Raw genomic sequence first — 19,735 nt, 5'->3', positions numbered from 1 at the left:
CGATGCGATCCGTCGACGAGCATCAGCGTGTCGTAGCCGAGATGATCCGGACCCGCCAAGCGGCCACGGTTCCGCTGGCCGACGCCCAAGGCCTGGTCCTGGCCGATGACGTGATCGCCCCGCTGTCGCTGCCGGTGTTCGACAACTCCGCGATGGACGGTTACGCGGTGCGCGCCGAGGACACCTCGGGCGCAACACCGGAACAACCGGTGGTGTTGCCGGTCGCCGAAGACATTCCAGCCGGCCGCACCGACCGATTGACGCTGCAACCGGGCACCGCGCATCGGATCATGACCGGAGCACCACTGCCGGCCGGGGCGACGGCCATCGTGCCGGTCGAGGCCACCGATGGTGGCGTGGCAGCGGTGCAGATCCGCCAGCCTGCGCTACCTGGCAAGCACATCCGGCGCGCCGGGGAAGACGTCGCCGCCGGCACCACCGTGCTGCGCAAGGGCCAGGTGGTGACGCCGGCCGCGCTCGGCCTGGCCGCGGCGTTGGGACTGGCCGAGCTGACAGTGCTGCCCCGTCAGCGCGTGCTGGTGATCTCCACCGGGTCGGAGCTGGTGTCGCCGGGTGTCCCGCTGCGGCCCGGACAAATCTATGAGTCCAACGCGGTCATGCTGGCCGCCGCCGTCCGCGAAGCCGGCGCCGCCGTTGTCGCCACCCCCACCGCCGGCGACGACGTCGCCCAGTTCACCGCGGCCCTGCACCGCTACGCCGCCGAGGCCGACCTGATCATCACCACCGGGGGCGTCAGTGCCGGCGCCTACGAAGTGGTCAAGGATGCCTTCGGCCGGGACGGCGACCAGGGCGTCCAATTCGTCAAGGTGGCGATGCAGCCTGGAATGCCCCAGGGCGTCGGACGCGTGGCAGATACACCGATCGTCACGCTGCCCGGCAACCCGGTTAGCGCGCTGGTGTCCTTCGAGGTGTTCGTCCGTCCCGCGCTGCGCACGGCCATGGGGCTGCCAGACCCGCAGCGTCCGCAGCGGACCGCCGTGCTCACGGACACGGTGACGTCGCCGCGGGGTAAGCGGCAGTTCCGGCGTGCGGTGCTCGATGTCGTCGCGGGCGAGGTCACCAGCTACGGTCCACCCGCGTCACACCATCTGCGCTGGTTGGCATCGGCCAACGGCCTGCTGGACATCCCTGAGGATGTCGAGGAGGTATCCGCGGGAACCCGGGTGCAGGTTTGGGATCTGACTTAGTCCGTGGGTAGGGGCGGCTCAGTTGCCCTTGCCGACTTGGCCACGCCCGTCCTGGCGCCTTCCGTAAGATGACCGCGTGGCACGACGCCCCAGCGCCCATCCCCTTAGGGAGGGCCCCGCACATCTGCTCGAGTTGGTGCGGTCCACCATTCCGCCGATTCACCCGGCCGGGCGGCCATTCATCTCCGCCGGCCTGGCCGTTGCCGCGGCGGGATACCGCCACCGATGGGTGCGCCGCTCCGGTCTGCTGGCGGCGGGTGCGTGCGCGGGGTTCTTCCGTCACCCCACGCGAGTGCCACCCACCCGTCCCGGTGCCATCGTCGCGCCGGCCGATGGCGTGATCTGCGTGATCGACTCCGCGGCCCCGCCCGCCGAGCTCAGCATGGGTGAGGCGCCACTGCCCCGGGTGAGCATCTTCCTGTCGGTGTTCGACGTCCACGTGCAACGCGCGCCGGTGAGCGGCGAGGTGATCGCCGTGCAGCATCGGCCGGGCCGCTTCGGGTCGGCCGATTTGGCCGCGGCCAGCACCGACAACGAGCGCACCAGTCTGCGAATCCGCACACCCAGCGGCGCTGAAGTCGTCGCTGTGCAGATCGCCGGGCTGGTGGCGCGGCGCATCGTGTGCGACGCGCACGTCGGGGACAAGCTGTCGATCGGCGACACCTACGGCATGATCCGATTCGGCTCTCGCCTCGACACCTACCTGCCGCCGGGCGTCGAACCGATCGTCAAGGTCGGGCAGCGCGCGGTCGGCGGCGAGACCGTCCTGGCCGACCTGCCATGATCACCAAGCCCCGCGGCAGGCGAACCGTGAACCTGCAGATCCTGCCGAGCGCGATGACGGTGCTGTCCATCTGCGCGGGACTCACCGCAATCAAGTTCGCCCTCGAACACAAGCCGATACCCGCGATGGCGCTGATCGCCGCGGCCGCCATCCTCGACGGGCTCGACGGGCGGGTGGCCCGCATTCTGGACGCCCAGTCGCAAATGGGCGCCGAAATCGACTCGCTTGCCGACGCGGTGAACTTCGGGGTGACGCCCGCCCTGGTGCTCTACGTGACGATGCTGTCGAAGTGGCCGGTCGGTTGGATGGTGGTGCTGCTCTACGCGGTGTGCGTCATATTGCGGCTGGCGCGTTACAACGCCCAACAGGACGACCTAACCCAGCCGGCCTATGCGAAGGAATTCTTCGTCGGAATGCCCGCACCGGCGGGCGCGGTCTCCATGATCGGTCTCATCGGCCTCAAACTGCAGTTCGGCGAGGGCTGGTGGACCTCGGTGGGGTTCCTCGCCTTCTGGATCACGGGGACGTCGCTACTCATGGTCAGCACCATCCCGATGAAGAAGATCCACACCGTTTCGGTGCCGCCAAACCTTGCGGTCGTGCTGCTGGCGGTGCTGGCCATCGCCGCAGCGGCCGCGGTCTTGGCCCCCTACATCTTGATCTGGGTGATCATCATCACCTACGTATGCCATATCCCGTTCGCGGTGCGCAGCAACCGCTGGCTGGCCAAGCATCCCGAGGTATGGGACGACAAACCTAAGCAACGACGAGCCGCGCGACGCGCGATCCGCCGGGCACAGCCGCATCGCCGGTCGATGGCGCGGCTGGGGTTGCGCAAGCCGGGCGGGCGGCTGTGACTTGTCCCAGCAGCTCACCCTTACCGCGCGACTGAACACCTCGGCCGTCGACTCGCGCCGTGGCGTAATCCGACTGCACCCCAGCGCGATTGCGGCCCTTGGCATCCGGGAGTGGGACGCGGTATCACTGACCGGATCCCGAACGACGGCGGCGGTCGCGGGAATGGCGAGCCAGGACGTCCCGGTGGGCACCGTGTTGCTGGACGACGTGACGCTGTCCAATGCGGGGCTGCGGGAGGGCACCGTGGTGATCGTCGGGACGGTCACGGTGTACGGCGCACGATCGGTGACGCTGAGCGGCTCGAAGCTGGCCACCCAGTCGCTGTCGCCGGGCACGCTGCGGCAGGCCTTGCTCGGCAAGGTGATGACCGTCGGCGACGCGGTGTCGCTGCTGCCCCGCGACCTGGGGCCCGGCACATCCACTTCGGCGGCCAGCCGCGCGTTGGCCTCCGCGGTTGGGATCAGCTGGACATCGGAGCTGTTGACCGTCACCGGTGCCGATCCCGAAGGGCCGGTCAGCGTGCAACCAAACTCGCTGGTGACATGGGGAACCGGTGTCCCGTCCAGCACCCCGGCGCCCGTCAGCGTCGCAAGCCCGGAGATCGCAGTCGAGGAGCTCAAGGGCGCCCAGCCGCAGGCCGCAAAGCTCACCGAATGGCTCAAGCTCGCCATCGATGAGCCGCACCTGCTGAAGAGCCTGGGTGCAGAGAGCAACTTGGGCGTGCTGGTGTCGGGCCCGGCCGGCGTGGGCAAGGTGACGTTGGTGCGCGCGGTGTGCGCCGGTCGCAGGCTGGTGCAGCTGGACGGCCCCGAGGTCGGCGCGCTGGCTGCCGACGAGCGGCTCAACGCCGTCGCCGCGGCGGTGGCGGCGATTCGCGACCGCGGCGGAGTGCTGCTGATCACCGACGTCGACGCGTTGCTGCCGGCCAGCCCGGAGCCGGTGGCCGCGCTGATCCTGGGTGAGCTGCGCACCGCGGTGGCCACCGACGGCGTGGCATTGATCGCAACCTCCGCGCGACCGGACCAGCTCGATGCTCGACTGCGCGCACCCGATCTTTGCGACCGCGAGTTGGGCTTGCCGCTGCCCGACGCCACCACCCGCAAGGCGCTGTTGGAGGCGCTGCTCAAGCCGGTGCCCACCGGCGACCTCGATCTCGACGAGATTGCCAGTCGTACACCGGGTTTCGTCGTTGCCGACCTCTCCGCGCTGCTGCGGGAGGCGGCGCTGCGGGCCGCCTCGCGGGCCAGCGCCGACGGCCAACCACCGAAGCTGAGTCAAGACGATTTGATCGGCGCGCTCACCGTCATCCGGCCGTTGTCGCGGTCGGCCGGCGAACAGATATCCGTAGGAAACGTCACGCTCGATGACGTCGGCGACATGGCCGACGCCAAACAGGCGCTCACCGAAGCCGTGCTGTGGCCGCTGCAGCACCCGGACACGTTCGCCCGGTTAGGCGTCGACCCGCCGCGCGGGGTGTTGCTGTACGGCCCACCGGGCTGCGGGAAGACCTTCGTGGTCCGCGCGCTGGCCAGCACCGGTCAGCTCAGCGTGCACGCGGTCAAGGGCTCTGAGCTGATGGACAAGTGGGTGGGCTCCTCGGAGAAAGCGGTCCGTGAGTTATTCCGACGCGCCCGCGATTCCGCGCCCTCGTTGCTGTTTCTCGACGAGGTGGATGCACTGGCGCCCCGGCGCGGCCAGAGCTTCGACTCGGGCGTGACCGACCGGGTGGTGGCCGCGCTGCTGACCGAACTCGACGGCATCGACCCGCTGCGCGATGTTGTCGTGCTGGGCGCCACCAACCGGCCCGATCTCATCGACCCGGCACTGCTGCGCCCGGGCCGGCTGGAACGGCTGGTGTTCGTCGAGCCGCCCGACGCTGACGCCCGCCGCGAAATCCTGCGCACCGCAGGCAAATCCGTTCCGCTGAGCGACGACGTCGACCTGGACGAGGTGGCGGCCGGGCTCGACGGCTACAGCGCCGCCGACTGTGTGGCGCTGCTGCGCGAGGCCGCGCTGACCGCGATGCGCCGTTCCATCGACGCCGCCGACGTCACCGCGGCCGATCTTACGGCCGCCCGCGAGACCGTGCGGCCGTCTTTGGATCCGCTACAGGTGGAATCGCTACGCGCGTTCGCCGCGGCCCGGTGATCGACTGGCCTGGCACTCAGCCGGTGGGCACGAGCTCCGCGACGTCGCTATGCAGCTGCGCAAGTCCCTGATCAAAGGTGGCAAGCCGACCGCCGTGTTTCCGGGCTAATTGCGCTAGGTACGCATCGGTCACCTGACGATGACCGACAACACCCGCGAGTTCGACATCGACGAATGAGAGGCTGTCTGGCCAGAACTCGTGCCGCGCGTCGCGAGTAATCGAACCGACGATCTTCCTTGCCATAGCCGCGGTTTGCCCTTCCCGGACCAGCAACCGGACCAGACTCCCCTGCGTGATCGGGCAGGTCGCGAATCCCACGTCGGTGGTGGAAAGCCACTCTTCAGCCCAGTCATGATGTATGTGATCGGAAATCACTAGCGATATCAAAACATTCGCATCCAACAGCGTCGTCATTCATCATCCTCGAGGGAACGGACATCCTCGGTGGTGACGATCGTGCCAAGGCTCACCACCGGCAAACCCGTCTTCGGGCTCCACACGACCTCCGCGCGCTGGCCGGAACCCAACCCTCGGCGAATGAGATCGGCGATCGTATCGCTTAGCGTGCGACGGGTATCTCGGGCGATCGCCCGCGCTTGTTTGTGCAGGTCGTCGGGAAGGTCGATGGTCGTACGCACATGCTCATCATATCGTCTATGCATCATGATGCGCGCGCCCAAAGCTCTGTAAAACAGCCCGGGCGGCGGCCGCGACGTCGGACTCCAGCCAATCGGGCAGCGGGTCGTCGTAAGCATGTCGTCGCACGACGGCGTAGGGCAGGTCGGAAACGGCCCGGTTCACCGCGTCGAGCGCGCGTGGATCGCTGCTTCCATAGAGCTGCGCGGCCAACTCGCGCACCCGCTCGATGAGGGGCGCGTTCATCGCGTTGAGGGTCTCCCGGAACTCGGCGTCGGGTTGGCCGTCGAGGAGATCGCCCGGGCGTATGGTCAACAGCAGCCGGGCGTCATCGGGGAACTCGCGCGCGAAGGTTATAGCTGCAACCGCCATGGCCGTGGCGGCACCGATGGCGGTATCAGCTTCCGCGGTAAGTGCCCGCGATTGGAATCGCTGCAGTGCCCGCAGCCAGGCCGCCATCACCACGCCGTCACGATTGCCGAAGCGGTGATACAGCGTGCCAGCCGGCGCGCCACTGGCCTGGGCGATCGCCGCAACGCTGGCCGCGCGCGGCCCGTGCGCGAGCACCAGGCCGCGCGTTGCGTCCAGGATCACATCGGTCTCATGCTTCCGCGGAGGTGCCACGATCTAGTATGGTCCTTCTATATGGAACGATTACCCTATATCGATGAACATGCTATCTGGCTGCGCACGTCGACGGAGGAAGCCTGGTCGGCGCTGCTAAGCAAGATGTGCCGCGATCCCAACGATCCCACCACGGTTCCACTGGGCTTCCGGCTCGAGGAGGCGGACGCGCCGCGGCGGCTGGCACTGAATGGCCGGCACCTATTTGCCGTATACCGCCTGGTGTTCGAGTTGGATCCGGACGGCCCCGGCGTCCGGTTGCGAGCGCTGACTTGGGCGGCCTTTCCCGGGCTGCACGGAAGGCTGTACCGAGCGTTGGTCATCGGCAGCGGCGGGCACCGAATCGTGGTGCGCCGCATGCTCAAACGCATCGCGGCCGCGGCCCGTCCTCGAGTGTGCGCGTAGGGATCTCGGCGTGCACGCAGGGCGGAAGATCGACGGTTTTTCCACCCTGGGCTCACGCTTAAAGTCCCCGCTCGGAGCTACTCGGAGAGCTCGAACTCCACGATCGCGGCAACCGAGTCGACGGCCTCGCCCAGCGCGGCGAGCCGAGCCGCGGCCGACGGCGCCGTCAGCACCGCGTAGCGGTCGGCCGTGCAGATCGGGACGCGCGACGCCACCGCATATAACCGTTGCCCGGGATCGGCCTCTCCGGAGCCCAGCAACGCATCGCGGTCGGGCAATTGGACCCCACGGGCGGTAGCGATCCGTTCGAATAGCGTCATCACCCGGTCCTCGAGCTCCTGCAACTGGGTTTCTGTCACGGGATCTCCCGGCTCGTCGGGCCAAATTTGCACGGCCGCCCGCGGGTAGGGATCGTCGGGGAGCCAATCGCACACTCGGATCCGCTCGCCGGTCCGACAGCGCAGCACATATAGGCCCGCGCCCTGATCGCAGTATTCGTCGATCCGGGCCAAAGTCCCGACGTCGCAACGGGTCTCGCCGCCGCCAACCTCACGGCCCCGGGAGATCAGCACAACTCCAAACGGTTCGCCGGTGTCGATGCAGTGCCGCACCAGCGCGCTGTAGCGGGGCTCGAAGATGCGCAGCGGCAAATCCTGGTTCGGCAACAGCGCCGATTCGAGCGGAAACATGGCCCATTCGACTACTGCGGGATCCGCCATAACCCAAACCTAGACGGATATCAACCGGAGCCGCCGGAATGACCGTCGAGCCCGGTGGCACCGGGGAGGCCGTCGCTGCCGGGATCGCCGCTATGGGCGCCGGTCCCGGCGACGCCGGCGGCGCCGCCCGCGCCACCGGCCGCGCCCAAGCCCCCGTCGCCGCCAACACCGTGGCTGCCGGTGCGGCCAAACAGACCGCCCGCGCCACCCAGTCCACCATCGCCGCCATCACCGCCGGCGCCACCGGCACCGCCCTGGCCGCCGTTGCCGGCGCCGTTCCTGAGTGGGCGCATTCACCAGATTCAACAGTGTCTGCTGAACGTTGGCGGCCTCAGCGCTCGCATAGGAGCCACTGCCGGTGCTCAACGTCCGAACAATTGGTCATGAAACGCCAACACCTGTGCGCTGATCGCCTGATATGCCTGGGCGTGGGACTCGAACAACACAGCGATGGCCGCCGAGACCTCATCCACACCGGCGGCTAGTACCGCCGTAGTCGGGGCAGCTGCCGCAGAGTTGTGGCCGCACCTATTGTCGAACCGATATTCGCCAAGTCCGTCGCGGCCGCGGCAAGCAAGTCTGGGACCGCGATTACGAATGCCATGGGCTGCCCTTCCACTACCGGTGCTGGTATTCATCCACAGGAAGGTTGAGGAGAGGTTGAATTGCTGATCAGCTGGCCCCGATCAATTCCCACGGCCGCCGGTTGCCATCCGAGCCGGTGGCACCGCTGGCGGCCGGCGTCCCGGCGAAGGGGAAGCTCGAGAAGGGCCCGCCAGACCGCCTCCCGAACCGCCAGTGCGGGCGGTTCCGGCACCGGCATTCCGCCGGTCCCGACGGTAGGGTGACGGCGGTGACGGTCGCGGCGGCGGTAAGGGCGGCGCGGGTTGCCTCGGCGGGGCCGAGCCCGCCCCGACGAGGTATCCGTCGACAGCGTCAACGGCGCTGTGGGCAGCGGGGCCACTCTGGCTGATCCGCGCGGCCGGGTAACTAGATATCCAGCTCGGCCACCAGCGCGTCGACAACCGCTCGCAGATCTCCGTCGTGCTCCTCGGCCACCCGCCGCTGTCGCTGGTACGAGGCGCCGTAGCGGTAGATGTCGGAGACCGCGGCCAGTTCGTCGGCGCAGTGCAATGATTTCGCGACCGGTTCCAGCCGGGTCAGCATATCGTCGAGATCGTCGGTAACCAGCCGCTCGTTGCTGTCGGCGTCCAAGATGATCACCGCATCCAGGCCGTAACGAGCGGCACGCCACTTGTTTTCCTGGACATGCCACGGCGGCATGGTCGGCAGGCTTTCGCCGGCGTCCAGCCGACGATCCAGATCCACGACCAGGCAATGCGTCAGCGCCACCAGCGCGCCGAGCTCACGCAGGTTGGACACACCGTCACAGATCCGCACCTCAAGGGTGCCCAGGTGCGGTGACGGCCTTATGTCCCAACGGATTTCGTCCATATGGTCGATAATCCCGGTCTTCTTCTGGTCGTAGACGAAGCCTTCGAACTCCGCCCAGGTCTGAAAGTGGAACGGCAGTCCGGCGGTGGGCAACTGCTGAAACATCATCGCCCGGTTGCTGGCGTACCCGGTGTCCTCGCCGCCCCACCAGGGCGAGGACGCCGACAGCGCCAGCAGGTGCGGGTAGTAGTTGAGCAGCGACGTCAGGATCGGCATCACCTTGTTGGCCGACGAGATCCCGACATGCACATGCACTCCCCAGATCAGCATCTGGCGGCCCCACCACTGGGTGCGCTTGATCAGCTCGGCGTAGCGCGGCGCGTCGGTGAGCTTCTGGGCCGACCATCGCGCGAACGGATGTGTGCCGGCGCAGAACAGCTCCATGCCGCGGTCCCGGACAATCTGGCGCGCTGGACCCAGCGTGTCGCGTAGATCTTCCATCGCCTGCCCGGCACATTCGCAGATGCCGCTGACAATTTCGACGGTGTTGCGCAGCAATTCCTTGTGCACGCGCGGGTTTTCGCCGATCTCGGCAATGACCGCGGTGGCCTCGTTGCTCAGGTCGCGGGTTTGCGCGTCGACGAGCGCGAACTCCCATTCGACGCCCACCGTCGGCCGCGGTGAGCGGGCGAAATCGATGCGGTTAGCCGCCCTACTGGACAGCGAGCTAGCCGGAACCGATGACACCGCACGCCACCCGCTTGCCGGCGTCACCGGTGGTCATCGTCGTCTCGTCGGGACCCGGCGTCCCGTTGACCTGGATGTAGCGATCAGTCGGGATGTTGGCGAAATTGTCTGCGCCGGCGTGAATGATGATCGCGGTCTTTTCCCCGCTCAACAGATCGTTCATGGTGAACGCGTCGGTGGTGGTCACCAACATCGCCGAACCGTCCTTACGTACCTGCAGCGAGCTCAGGTCGCCACTTGCGGGGACTCCGGTGTGCCCCGGCACGTGGAAGTGGCCACCGGCGGACAGGAAGTCGCCGGGCGCACCACCGGTTGGGGCAACCGAGTTTGCCTCACACTTGCCCACCTTGTGGATGTGCACCCCGTGGAAACCGGGCGACAGCACGCCGACACTGGTCGTCGCGATCGTGACGGTGGCATAGCCGTTGCTGAATTCGATCTTCGCGGTGGCGACCTGTGTGCCATCGGGTGTCCGCAGGACGGTGGTCAGGCTCTCCGACGCCACCGGCCCCTCGTCCTGCTCGTGACCCGAAGCTGCGGACGGCGAAGGTGATCCGGTCCATACCGACGGGGTGGTGCCCGGGATTGACGACCCGTGTTGGGGCGATGAGCACGCGCTCAACAGAGCGACGCAAGCGGCCAGAATCAAGGCGGGCTTAGGCATAGCGAGAGCCTAGCCCGTCACTAGGACGATGACTCCGGGCGGTTGGTCGGCAAGTGCGGAGATGCGCCGCTCGACTGGTGCTCCCAGCTGCTCCCCGACCGCGTCGGCGGTAGCTTTCTCACCCTCGGCATCGGTGTAATACACCGTGGTGGCCGAGACATCAGAGACAGCAAGGTTGGTGACCTCAGTCACCTTGAAACCGGCCGCCTTGAGCTGATCCGCGGCGCGCCCAGCCACGCCGTCTTTGCCCGAGATGTTGTAGACGCGAACCTCAGCGTGGTTGGCCGTGGGTTTGCTGCTGGTCGAGGTGGGCGCCGTGGTGGTGGTCACGGTAGACACCGGCGACGCGGAATCCTCGTCGGAGTCCTGCGACGATCCCAGTGCCTGCCAACCGAGCAGCAGGAAGATGACACCGAGGAACAACAGCACCATCACCATGGCCCGCAGTGGAAGCCCCGAAGAGTCGGGTACGCGCTCATTCATCGAGCCCACTGTAGCCAGGGGCGGGCCAGAACCTGCAAAAGCCCTCCGGGCGTCAGGTCACCTCGAAGCCGAGCCGTCGCGCGGCCCGCGCCTTCTGCCGGCTGGCGCGCAGCCGTCGCAACCGCTTCACCAGCATCGGGTCAGCGGCCAGTGCTTCGGGGCGGTCCACCAGCGCATTGAGCACTTGGTAGTAACGCGTCGCCGACATAGAGAACAGCTCTTTGATCGCTTCTTCCTTGACACCGGCGAACTTCCACCACTGGCGTTCGAATGCCAAAATGTCGTGTTCGCGACGGGTTAGCCCATCGGCGACTTCAGAATCGTCCCCCGCTCGATTTGCCCGCGCCATGGCGCTGTCCATATCGCTTCCCCTGGACCCTTCCGAATGACTTGACCGACAGAGGGGCATGTTTTGCGCGAATATTGAATCATGCCCGGAACTGTTGGGCGGTAATCCCGACCCGCGAGTCGGCCGACTCACTTTAGATAAGCTAGCCGACCATGGCAGTCGTACCCATCCGGATAGTGGGCGATCCGGTACTGCACACTCCGACGACGCCGATACCGGTCGCCCCCGACGGATCGCTCCCCGCCGATCTGCCCGAACTGATTGCCACCATGTACGACACGATGGACGCCGCCAATGGGGTCGGCCTGGCCGCCAACCAGATCGGGTACGGGCTGCGCATCTTCGTCTACGACTGCGCCGAGGACCGCGGATTGACCAGCCGCCGCCGCGGCGTCGTCATCAATCCGGCGCTGGAAACCTCCGAAATCCCCGAGACCATGCCCGACCCGACCAACGACGACGAAGGTTGCCTGTCGGTCCCCGGCGAGTCATTCCCCACCGGACGGGCCAAGTGGGCACGAGTCACCGGACTCGACGCCGACGGCAGTCCGGTCGCCATCGAGGGCACCGGCCTGTTCGCGCGGATGCTGCAGCACGAAACCGGGCACCTGGATGGATTTCTCTACCTGGATCGCCTGATCGGCCGGCACGCGCGCGCCGCGAAACGCAGCGTCAAGTCACACGGCTGGGGCGTGCCCGGATTGTCGTGGCTGCCGGGTGAGGGTCCCGACCCGTTCGGTCACTGATGGAACCGTGGCCGGACCTCGGGGCGCGGGTGGCAGTCCGCTACCGCCGGCCAGCCGGATCGGTCCCGCCGCTGACCGATGCGGTAGGACACCTGCTGGCAGTCGACCCAGCGGTGCGAGTGCAGACGAAGCGGGGCGCCGTCCTCGAGTTCTCGCCGGCCGACGTGGTGGCGCTGCGGGTGCTCACCGACGTCCCGGTGCGCACCTCCGAGATCCGGAATCTCGAGCACGCCGCCGCCGCGGCCTGGCCCGGCGTTGAGCAAGCCTGGGTGGACGGCTGGCTGCTACGGGCCGAACCCGGAGCTACACCCGTTACCAATTCGGCTGTACCGCTGGATATTTCGGCGCGAACAGCCGCCATTCCGGCGATCGTTGATTGGTACACACGGCGCAACCTGACACCGCTGCTGGCCGTCCCCGACCGCTTGCTGAAGCTGCCACCCGGCCTGGCGAGCGAGCACACCGAGCAAATCCTGGTACGCGACGTGTCGAGCGACACGCCAGCGTCGCCGCCGGACCCGAACGTCACGCTGGAGCAGCCGCCGCTCGCGCGCGCCGCAGTGGCCGACGCACCCGACGACACCCGGTGGGTCGGCTTGTCGGCAACGCGGGGAGCGCAGCGCCGGGCATGTGAAGCACTCTTGGCGTGGGGCGCGAACCGCGGCGCGACCCGTGGCTATATGCGCGTGCTCGACACTGACACGACCGCGCTCGCCGAGTCCCTCGGATTCCGACTGCACCATCGCAGTCGGTATGTCGTGCCACCCGACCGGTTGAGATAGGAGAAGCCTTTGCCCGACCGCACGGTTGATGGCGGCGACCCGCCGCGGCTGCGGCTGGCCACCTGGAATGTGAATTCGATCCGCACCCGCCTGGACCGCGTCGTCGATTGGCTTGCCCGCGCCGAGGTCGACGTGCTGGCCATGCAGGAGACCAAGTGCTCGGATAGCCAATTCCCCGCCCTGCCATTCTTCGAACTCGGCTACGAGGTCGCACACGTCGGCTTCAACCAGTGGAACGGCGTGGCGATCGCATCTCGCGTCGGTCTCGACGACGTGCAGGTCGGCTTCGACGGCCAGCCCACCTGGAGCAGCAAGCCGGAGGTAGCGGCCACGGCAGAGGCCCGCGCACTGGGCGCCACCTGCGGTGGCGTGCGCGTGTGGAGCCTGTACGTGCCCAACGGCCGCACCCTGGACGACCCGCACTACACCTACAAACTGGATTGGCTTGCCGCGCTACGTGATACGGCCGAGGGGTGGCTACGCGACGATCCCGGGGCTCCGATCGCACTGGTCGGCGACTGGAACATCGCACCGACCGACGACGACGTGTGGAGCACCGAATTCTATCGAGGCAGCACCCACGTCTCCGAGCCGGAACGCCGGGCGTTCAACGCCATCGTCGACGCGCAATTCGCTGATGTGGTAAGACCTTTCAACCCGGGCCCCGGGGTCTACACCTACTGGGACTACACGCAGCTTCGGTTTCCGAAGAAGCAGGGCATGCGCATCGACTTCATTCTCGCCTCGCCGGCGGTGGCCGATCGCGTGATCGACGGGCAGATTGTGCGCGACGAGCGCAAAGGCAAGGCGCCCAGTGATCACGCGCCGGTGCTGGTCGATCTGCGCGACGAGTAAAACATCCGTGCGTTGTCTGTGTGTTCGCGGCGTGGCAAGCTTGCATGTCTTAGATGCTTGACGAAATCTCGCTGCTGCGAATGCAGCGCGCGGGTTAACGGGTGTAAAACGGTAGTTATACGTTTTGGAAACGAAAGCAATTTGGGCCAAGGAGTCATCATGGGTGTCGTCGGCGGGGCAGTTCGGGGGATGGGTCGAACGGTGAGTCGCGCAGCGACGGCGACCACAGCGGCCGCGGGCGCGGTAGGCGGCGCGGCGGTCAACGGCGTTGCCGGGGGTGTGACCGGCGCCGCAAAGGGCATTCAAAAAGGACTCAGCAGCGGCAGCAAGTCGACCGCGGCAGCCGCACTGGCCATTGGCGCGATCGGCGTCACCGGAATCGTCGATTGGCCAATCCTGTTGGCCGTTGGCGGTGGGGCGTTGTTGTTGCGGAAGATGAGCAACAACAAGCCGGAGGTGTCCGCACCGCCGGTGAAGGCGAAGCTGACCCCGGTGCCCACCAAGCCGTCGCCTGAAAAGGCCCAGCCGCACAAGGCCGCCCCTAAATCGGCGGCCAAGAAGTCGGCGGGCCGCCGCGCGGGTGCCACCGAGTTGCGCAGCACCAACTAGTCGGCACCTCTTGAGCAGCCGTTGAGCATTGCCACATCCGTAAGAAGGTCTGTGCCGTTTCGCGCCGTCGCGATTGGCCTGCAGGCGTCCACCGTCCTGACCAACACATCGATCACCGCCGCCACAGCTCTTGCGGGCACGCTGGGGCAGACGGCGGGATCGGTCGCCAAGGCTGGAATCGAGATCGCTGCGATCCCGCTGCGAGAAGGAGCCAAGGCACTTTCTGGCGAGCTTTCCCGCGAGACGCTCAGCCGGCACTGTTGGCGTGGCGAGAACCGCGCCTGGATCGAGGTGCGCGGCCTCGACGAAACCGGCGACGGTGAACTAGGGCGTCTCGTGCTCGACGCGGTTCGCGCCCACCCCGGCGTGACGTCGGCCAGCCTCAACTATCCCTTGGCCCGTGTCGTCGTCGGCATCGACGGTCCGGACACCTCATTGGATGACCTGTGCCGCATCATCGACGACGCCGAAAAGCGTTGTCATCCAAGCCAAGACACGTCGGGTGCGGCACCACCAAGTCTGCCGGGCGACGGCGTGGTGCTGGCCACCAGAGCGGTGACGCTGGCAGCCAACGCGGCCGGTCTGGGCTTAGCGCTCACCGGCCGATTGCTGCGGTGGCCGCGGTTGCCGATCAGTGTCCTCGCGGGCGTGGTGGCGGTGGACTACCAGCCCCTGCTGCGCCGTCTGCTTGAGGACGGGATCGGTAGGTCCGCGACGGACACGCTTATGACGTTGGCGACGGCGGCAGCCGAAACCGTCACCCAATCACCGGCGGCATTGTCGGTCGGTTTGCTGATGCAGTCGCTCAAAGCCGCCGAATGCCGTGCCCAGGCACGTGCCTGGCAACAGCATGAACCGGAATTGGTGCGCTACGCCGACCAACCGGCTTGGAGCGCGAAGCGGCCACCGCCGACCTCCGAACCCGGCGAGCGCAACGCCGCACGTTTCGCACTCTTGCAGGCGCTCAGCGCCGGGCTGATCGGCGCCGGCACCCGCGACGTGAATCTGGCCGCCACCGCCGCCCTGGTGACAGCACCCAAGGCCAACCGGACCACACCCGAGGCGTTTGCCGCGGCGCTTGGACGTGGATTGGCCGATCAACACGGGGTACTGCCGTTGCGGCCAAAGAGTCTGCGTGGGTTGGACCGGGTCGACGCGATCGTCGTCGATCCGCGAGTGTTGTGTACCGACAGCATGCGGGTCGCGCGGATCCGAGGTGCCGACGAGGACGAGCTGTCGGCGGCCTGGAACAGTGCCCAACTCATGCTGGACCGAAACGGTCTGCGCCCGGGTTGGCAGCCGGTGCCCGGCATTTCGGCTGGTCAGCCGGATTCCAAAGTCGAGGCGCTGCTGCTTCCCACACACGACCCGTTGGCCTCCGCCGTCGTTGCCGAGGCACACCGCACCGGGGCAGAACTCGTCACGGTGGAGGCCGACTCTCTGGATGAGCTGCGACCCGCGTTCGACGACATCCGGCCCCTGAGGAGCGCCGCGAATGGATCCCCGGACAAGGCCATCGACACCGCCCTGGCCCGCGCGGTGACCGACCTGCAGCGGGCGGGCCGGATGGTAGCCGTGTTGTCATCAACTGGCGCGCAAGCGATTTCGTCTGCAGACTTGGCGCTGGGCGTGATGCCACGGCAGGGTCCACCACCCTGGGATGCCGACCTCTTGTTGCCCGGCCTTGCAGCTGCCTGGCGAGTTCTGCACGCGCTGCCGGCAGCCAAGTCGGCTACCCAACGAGGCGTCGGAATGTCCGCTGGCGCAACAGCTATGGGCTCGCTCTTTCTGATTCCCGGTGTCCGTGGCATTGGGACCGGCCCGGTCACTGCCGGCGCGGCCGCCGGTATGCTCTCGGGATATCTACTCGCGCGCGCGGTCATCGGCGCGGAATCGCCGCGCCCGGCCGCCAGCCACGAATGGCACGCCATGTCGGTCGAACAAGTACGTAACGCGTTGCCCCCGCCCGGGCCGCCCGCGGAATTCGACGAGGGGCGTACCCGGGCGCTCGCCGGCGGCCGGGAAGCGGCCCAGCGAATCGTCCAGTTGGCGGGAAGACCGGCGCTCGGGGTCTGGCAGCTCCTCAAGGCCGTCCGCGCCGAATTGTCCGACCCGCTGACCCCGGTGATGGCGCTCGGTTCGGCAGCCAGTGCGGTGCTGGGTTCGCCGGTCGATGCGGTGCTGGTCGGGACGGTACTGACGGGAAACTCGATACTGGCCGCCGCGCAACGGCTACGAGCCGAGAAACGGTTGGATCTCCTACTGGCTCAGCAGATTCCGCCGGCCCGCACAGTGGTCACCGCCGCGCACGGTGAGCGGGCATACGTCGATGTGGACGCAGCGCTCTTGCGGCCGGGTGACGTCATCGAAGTCCGCACCCACGAGGTGGTGCCGGCCGACGCCCGGGTCATCGAGGAGGTCGACGTCGAGGTCGACGAGTCAATGCTCACCGGCGAGTCGCTGTCGGTGCCGAAGCAGGTCGAGGCCACACCGGGCGTCCCCCTCGCTGAGCGTCGCTGCATGCTGTTCGCCGGCACCACCGTGGTGGCAGGCACCGCGGTCGCGCTGGTGACCGCGGTGGGCGCCGACACCCAGCAGCAACGCGCCGCCGATCTGGTGTCCGGCGAGTTGTCGTCGGAAATCGGCCTGCAGCATCAGCTCGGCCAGCTCACCAATCGGGCGCTTCCCGTCAGCGTGACCGGCGGTGCGCTGGTCGGTGCGCTCGGGCTGTTGCGCCGCACCGGGTTGCGGCACGCGGTGGCCAGCGGCATCGCCATCGCGGTCGCAGCGGTTCCCGAAGGGATGCCCTTGGTGGCAACCCTGGCGCAAGCTGCGTCAGCACGACGATTGACGAAATTCGGTGCGCTGGTTCGTGTTCCGCGTTCGGTCGAGGCTCTTGGCCGCATCGAGGTGGTCTGCTTCGACAAGACCGGAACGCTCAGCGAGAACCGGCTGCGGGTCTCGCGCGTCCATCCCGCGCCGGGCTATTCGCGTGCGGAGGTGCTGCGCTGCGCGGCGCACGCCGCGCCGGTGACCAACGGCGGTCCGCAGGTGCACGCGACCGACGTTGCCATTGTCGAAGCCGCCGCGGCGGCGGATGCCTCCGTTGCCGACCTCCACAACGGCGGCTCCGTTACCGCGCACCTGCCGTTCCGCTCCGGCCGGTCGTTTTCGGCCTCGGTGACCGGTACCGAGCTGACCGTCAAGGGCGCACCCGAAGTGGTGCTAGCAGCGTGCGGAGACGTCACGTCGATGGACAGCACCGTCGCCGCGCTGGCCGCTCGCGGGTTGCGGGTGATCGCCGTGGCGCAGCGCCGGCTGACGCCGCAACAGGCTCGGGCGATCCAGGAAAGCCCCGATAACATCGCCGAATTCTGCTCTGATGGCTTGACCCTGGCAGGTTTCCTCGGATTGTCCGACACTCCGCGTGCCGAATCCGCCGGCCTGATCGCGAGTCTGCGGCAGCAGGGGATGGGCATACTGCTGATCACCGGCGATCATCCGATTACCGCGAAAGCCATCGCCGAGGAACTTGGCCTCCCGGTGACCGCCGATCAGATCATCAGCGGCGCCGAATGGGACTCGTTGTCGCGCAAGGACCAAGAGCGCGTCGTGACCGAGCGGGTGATATTCGCCCGGATGACACCGGAGAACAAAGTCGAGGTCGTTCAGACGCTCGAGAATGCCGGTGTGCGTACGGCGATGGTCGGTGACGGAGCCAACGACGCCGCGGCGATCCGAGCGGCCACGGTCGGTATCGGGGTGGTCGGGCGCGGCAGCGACCCGGCTCACACTGTGGCCGACGTTGTGCTGGTCGACGGCCGAATCGACGCGCTGTTGGAGGCCATCGAAGAAGGACGTCAGCTGTGGCGGCGGGTGCAGGCCGCGGTGGCGGTGCTGCTCGGCGGTAATGCCGGTGAGGTGATCTTCGCGATCATCGGGAGCGCTATCACCGGGACGTCGCCGCTCAATACCCGCCAACTGCTGCTGGTGAACACGTTGACCGACGCGCTGCCGGCCGCGGCCCTTGCCGTCAGTAAGCCCCGCAGCCAGGTGGACCCCAACCTACGCGGCGCAGATCAGCCCGCGTTGTGGAACGCCGTCGCCATCCGCGGCGTCACCACGGCGGCGGCGGCGACCGCCGCCTGGGCGATGGCCGGGTTCACCGGCCTGCCGCAACGTGCATCCACCGTGGCGCTGATCGCGCTGGTGGCAGCCGAATTGGGCCAGACGTTGCTGGAGTCGCAGGCCCCAATGGTGCTGCTGACCGCGCTGGGCTCACTCGCGCTGGTGGGAATCTTGATCAGCATTCCCGGCGTCAGCCAACTGCTCGGCTGCACCCCGCTCGGACCGCTCGGCTGGGCACAGGCCCTAGGAGCCGCGACTGCTGCGACCATCGCAGTGGCCATCCTGAGTCGTGTGCTGACGGATCGGGACAAATCGGACCGGGAGCCGCCGACGAGGAAGCCCTCCCCGGCGGGCGGCGCATCGCGCGGCCCGTCTCGCGGACCTCGACCACCCCAACGCGCCACAGCACCGCGTAAAGCTCCCGCAACGGCACGGTCAGCAGCACGGCAATCGACGAAACCAGCGGATCGGCGTCGGTCCTCGTCATACGTCAGACGGTGACCGCACCGTCCTGCCTAGCGGCAAACCCTTAGTTACTGAAAGGCAAATGATGGCCGAAAAAAAGGCTCGCCGGGAAACCTCCCAGCGTGAGGCCGTGAAAAAAGTTCGTGAAGCCGAGACCTTTGCGGTGAACCTGCCGGTGGTGGGGCAAGTGGCCATTCCGCGTCCCGAGCAGTTGGCCTACTACGGCGGTCTGGCCGCCCTGGCCGCCTTCGAGCTCATCGACTGGCCGGTCGCTCTGGTCATCGCTACCGGACACGTATTGGCCAGTAATCACCACAACCGCCTGCTGGAAGAGTTCGGCGAGGCGCTGGAGGAGGCCTAATCAGCCACCGGCCGCTCCCGTCCAACTACCGCGCGGAGTCGGCAGGGATGCGTTCGTGCACCGTCAGTAACAGATGGTCGAACTGGCTTTGCGCAGCAGGCGACGGTGCCGCCAGCGTGGCGACTTCGGCAAGCAGTTGCATCGCCAGCACGCGCAACTTGGTGTTTGTCTCTTGCGACCGCCACTGCAGGACGCGAAAGGCCTGATCGGCACTGACCCGATACACAAACATCAGCACACCCTTGGCCTGCTCGATGGCCGCCCGATTCTCGAACAAGTCCGGAAGAGCCTCGTCGAGCACCTCCTGCCGCGTCTGGTAGCGGGTTTCATCCAAGGTGTCGGTGAGATCGATGTAATGACCGGCGGTACCAACCACCGCACCTGCCTCGTTCAGCATGCGATCGGCCACCACAATCGCGTCATGCACCTTGCCCGCGGTGTCGACAAACCGGTGCCGACTCGAAAACGACTCGCCCGACCGCAATGCGTAATCGAGCAGGTCCTGGACGTGCGCACGGTCGTCCGGATGCTTGTGGGACAACAGCAGTTTCGTCGTCGGCACCACCGATCCGGGTTCATATCCGTGCATCCGCGCTACCTCGTCGGACCACTCCCAACGTTGACCTACGAACCACAACCGGAAACTGCCCACGTTCAAGTGCTTGCCGGCTCCGGCGCCCATCGACGAATCTTGGCGATCGGGTGTCGGTGTGCATTTCTGAACGGGTTGGGGCACGTTTTGCATCATCCCACCCGGCAGTTGCGACG

The 19,735-nt window shown here is 67.3% G+C and carries 20 protein-coding genes and 1 pseudogene; 11 read left to right on the top strand and 10 right to left on the bottom strand.

The features are described 5' to 3' along the window. The first annotated feature begins 2 nt into the window (after window positions 1-2). From glp to AADZ78_RS03395, 4 genes are all read left to right on the top strand, one after another. Window positions 3-1,208, top strand: a complete 1,206-nt coding sequence (gene glp / locus AADZ78_RS03410; protein WP_085248239.1) for a gephyrin-like molybdotransferase Glp — start codon at window positions 3-5, stop codon at window positions 1,206-1,208. Between the two features lie 76 nt (window positions 1,209-1,284). Next, window positions 1,285-1,992 carry a phosphatidylserine decarboxylase gene (locus AADZ78_RS03405; RefSeq protein WP_085248237.1) on the top strand — a complete coding sequence of 236 codons (708 nt, stop codon included), beginning with the start codon at window positions 1,285-1,287 and terminating at the stop codon, window positions 1,990-1,992. Then, complete coding sequence (pssA, locus tag AADZ78_RS03400) at window positions 1,989-2,849, top strand: CDP-diacylglycerol--serine O-phosphatidyltransferase (RefSeq protein ID WP_085248235.1); 861 nt, start codon at window positions 1,989-1,991, stop codon at window positions 2,847-2,849. Before AADZ78_RS03405 ends, pssA begins: the two co-directional genes overlap by 4 nt. Next, the gene (locus AADZ78_RS03395; RefSeq protein ID WP_085248233.1) at window positions 2,797-4,998 is read left to right on the top strand and encodes an AAA family ATPase; all 2,202 of its coding nucleotides are present in this window, start codon (window positions 2,797-2,799) and stop codon (window positions 4,996-4,998) included. The genes pssA and AADZ78_RS03395 overlap by 53 nt, the downstream gene beginning before the upstream one ends. A gap of 16 nt (window positions 4,999-5,014) precedes the next feature. Here AADZ78_RS03395 and AADZ78_RS03390 read toward each other — a convergent pair whose 3' ends face one another. The 3 genes from AADZ78_RS03390 to AADZ78_RS03380 are packed head-to-tail and all read right to left on the bottom strand — an operon-like array spanning window position 5,015 to window position 6,259. Further along, on the bottom strand, window positions 5,015-5,413 hold the full coding sequence (locus AADZ78_RS03390; RefSeq protein ID WP_085248231.1) for a TA system VapC family ribonuclease toxin: 399 nt from the start codon (window positions 5,411-5,413) through the stop codon (window positions 5,015-5,017). Next, window positions 5,410-5,637 carry an antitoxin gene (locus AADZ78_RS03385; RefSeq protein WP_085248229.1) on the bottom strand — a complete coding sequence of 76 codons (228 nt, stop codon included), beginning with the start codon at window positions 5,635-5,637 and terminating at the stop codon, window positions 5,410-5,412. Before AADZ78_RS03385 ends, AADZ78_RS03390 begins: the two co-directional genes overlap by 4 nt. Before the next feature lie 16 nt (window positions 5,638-5,653). Next, on the bottom strand, window positions 5,654-6,259 hold the full coding sequence (locus tag AADZ78_RS03380) for a TetR/AcrR family transcriptional regulator (protein ID WP_085248227.1): 606 nt from the start codon (window positions 6,257-6,259) through the stop codon (window positions 5,654-5,656). Window positions 6,260-6,280: 21 nt separating this feature from the next. Here AADZ78_RS03380 and AADZ78_RS03375 point away from each other — a divergent pair, with 21 nt between their 5' ends. Beyond that, window positions 6,281-6,664 carry a hypothetical protein gene (locus tag AADZ78_RS03375; RefSeq protein ID WP_085248225.1) on the top strand — a complete coding sequence of 128 codons (384 nt, stop codon included), beginning with the start codon at window positions 6,281-6,283 and terminating at the stop codon, window positions 6,662-6,664. Between the two features lie 77 nt (window positions 6,665-6,741). On the opposite strand, the gene AADZ78_RS03370 is transcribed toward AADZ78_RS03375, so the two are convergent. The 6 genes and pseudogenes from AADZ78_RS03370 to AADZ78_RS03345 form a co-directional block, all read right to left on the bottom strand. Next, window positions 6,742-7,383, bottom strand: coding sequence for an LON peptidase substrate-binding domain-containing protein (locus AADZ78_RS03370; RefSeq protein WP_085248223.1), 642 nt, complete (start codon window positions 7,381-7,383; stop codon window positions 6,742-6,744). 23 nt (window positions 7,384-7,406) lie between these two features. Next, window positions 7,407-7,987 (bottom strand): annotated as a pseudogene (locus AADZ78_RS03365) (PE family protein); the annotation flags it as partial. Window positions 7,988-8,373: 386 nt separating this feature from the next. After that, window positions 8,374-9,525, bottom strand: a complete 1,152-nt coding sequence (locus tag AADZ78_RS03360; RefSeq protein WP_085248219.1) for a glutamate--cysteine ligase — start codon at window positions 9,523-9,525, stop codon at window positions 8,374-8,376. Continuing rightward, window positions 9,506-10,189 carry a superoxide dismutase[Cu-Zn] gene (gene sodC / locus AADZ78_RS03355; RefSeq protein WP_085248217.1) on the bottom strand — a complete coding sequence of 228 codons (684 nt, stop codon included), beginning with the start codon at window positions 10,187-10,189 and terminating at the stop codon, window positions 9,506-9,508. The genes AADZ78_RS03360 and sodC overlap by 20 nt, the downstream gene beginning before the upstream one ends. Window positions 10,190-10,198: 9 nt before the next feature. Beyond that, on the bottom strand, window positions 10,199-10,672 hold the full coding sequence (locus tag AADZ78_RS03350; RefSeq protein WP_085248215.1) for a LytR C-terminal domain-containing protein: 474 nt from the start codon (window positions 10,670-10,672) through the stop codon (window positions 10,199-10,201). Window positions 10,673-10,724: 52 nt separating this feature from the next. Continuing rightward, window positions 10,725-11,033 carry a DUF3263 domain-containing protein gene (locus AADZ78_RS03345; RefSeq protein WP_085248213.1) on the bottom strand — a complete coding sequence of 103 codons (309 nt, stop codon included), beginning with the start codon at window positions 11,031-11,033 and terminating at the stop codon, window positions 10,725-10,727. Between the two features lie 140 nt (window positions 11,034-11,173). Here AADZ78_RS03345 and AADZ78_RS03340 point away from each other — a divergent pair, with 140 nt between their 5' ends. The 6 genes from AADZ78_RS03340 (at window position 11,174) to AADZ78_RS03310 (ending at window position 18,967) form a co-directional block, all read left to right on the top strand. After that, window positions 11,174-11,767, top strand: a complete 594-nt coding sequence (locus AADZ78_RS03340; RefSeq protein ID WP_085248211.1) for a peptide deformylase — start codon at window positions 11,174-11,176, stop codon at window positions 11,765-11,767. Further along, a complete protein-coding gene (locus AADZ78_RS03335; RefSeq protein ID WP_085248209.1) occupies window positions 11,767-12,549 on the top strand; it encodes a GNAT family N-acetyltransferase, cg3035/Rv0428c family in 783 nt (260 codons plus the stop codon). The genes AADZ78_RS03340 and AADZ78_RS03335 overlap by 1 nt, the downstream gene beginning before the upstream one ends. A 48-nt stretch (window positions 12,550-12,597) precedes the next feature. Then, on the top strand, window positions 12,598-13,404 hold the full coding sequence (locus AADZ78_RS03330) for an exodeoxyribonuclease III (RefSeq protein ID WP_085248378.1): 807 nt from the start codon (window positions 12,598-12,600) through the stop codon (window positions 13,402-13,404). A gap of 159 nt (window positions 13,405-13,563) precedes the next feature. After that, window positions 13,564-14,013: a hypothetical protein gene (locus AADZ78_RS03325; protein WP_085248207.1), complete on the top strand. Its 450-nt coding sequence runs from the start codon at window positions 13,564-13,566 to the stop codon at window positions 14,011-14,013. A gap of 51 nt (window positions 14,014-14,064) precedes the next feature. After that, window positions 14,065-18,642, top strand: coding sequence for an HAD-IC family P-type ATPase (locus AADZ78_RS03320; RefSeq protein WP_423752181.1), 4,578 nt, complete (start codon window positions 14,065-14,067; stop codon window positions 18,640-18,642). A 49-nt stretch (window positions 18,643-18,691) separates the two neighbouring features. Then, window positions 18,692-18,967, top strand: a complete 276-nt coding sequence (locus tag AADZ78_RS03310; RefSeq protein ID WP_139828455.1) for a hypothetical protein — start codon at window positions 18,692-18,694, stop codon at window positions 18,965-18,967. 25 nt (window positions 18,968-18,992) lie between these two features. Here the strand turns inward: AADZ78_RS03310 and AADZ78_RS03305 are convergent, their stop codons facing one another. Next, entirely contained in the window at window positions 18,993-19,649 is a 657-nt protein-coding gene (locus AADZ78_RS03305) for a PAS and ANTAR domain-containing protein (protein ID WP_239656450.1), read from the bottom strand. Window positions 19,650-19,735: the final 86 nt, after the last annotated feature.

The organism is Mycobacterium riyadhense, from assembly GCF_963853645.1.
Classification (GTDB): domain Bacteria; phylum Actinomycetota; class Actinomycetes; order Mycobacteriales; family Mycobacteriaceae; genus Mycobacterium; species Mycobacterium riyadhense.
Note: the sequence above shows the minus strand (reverse complement) of the source record. Positions and strands in the feature narration are given on the sequence as shown.

Coding starts and splice junctions, on each gene's coding strand:
- AADZ78_RS03340 (WP_085248211.1), top strand. CDS start 11,174: ATGGCAGTCGTACCCATCCGGATAGTGGGCGATCCGGTACTGCACACT.
- AADZ78_RS03310 (WP_139828455.1), top strand. CDS start 18,692: ATGGCCGAAAAAAAGGCTCGCCGGGAAACCTCCCAGCGTGAGGCCGTG.
- sodC (WP_085248217.1), bottom strand. CDS start 10,189: ATGCCTAAGCCCGCCTTGATTCTGGCCGCTTGCGTCGCTCTGTTGAGC.
- AADZ78_RS03370 (WP_085248223.1), bottom strand. CDS start 7,383: ATGGCGGATCCCGCAGTAGTCGAATGGGCCATGTTTCCGCTCGAATCG.
- glp (WP_085248239.1), top strand. CDS start 3: ATGCGATCCGTCGACGAGCATCAGCGTGTCGTAGCCGAGATGATCCGG.
- pssA (WP_085248235.1), top strand. CDS start 1,989: ATGATCACCAAGCCCCGCGGCAGGCGAACCGTGAACCTGCAGATCCTG.
- AADZ78_RS03350 (WP_085248215.1), bottom strand. CDS start 10,672: ATGAATGAGCGCGTACCCGACTCTTCGGGGCTTCCACTGCGGGCCATG.
- AADZ78_RS03325 (WP_085248207.1), top strand. CDS start 13,564: ATGGGTGTCGTCGGCGGGGCAGTTCGGGGGATGGGTCGAACGGTGAGT.
- AADZ78_RS03335 (WP_085248209.1), top strand. CDS start 11,767: ATGGAACCGTGGCCGGACCTCGGGGCGCGGGTGGCAGTCCGCTACCGC.
- AADZ78_RS03375 (WP_085248225.1), top strand. CDS start 6,281: ATGGAACGATTACCCTATATCGATGAACATGCTATCTGGCTGCGCACG.
- AADZ78_RS03305 (WP_239656450.1), bottom strand. CDS start 19,649: ATGGGCGCCGGAGCCGGCAAGCACTTGAACGTGGGCAGTTTCCGGTTG.
- AADZ78_RS03390 (WP_085248231.1), bottom strand. CDS start 5,413: ATGACGACGCTGTTGGATGCGAATGTTTTGATATCGCTAGTGATTTCC.
- AADZ78_RS03345 (WP_085248213.1), bottom strand. CDS start 11,033: ATGGACAGCGCCATGGCGCGGGCAAATCGAGCGGGGGACGATTCTGAA.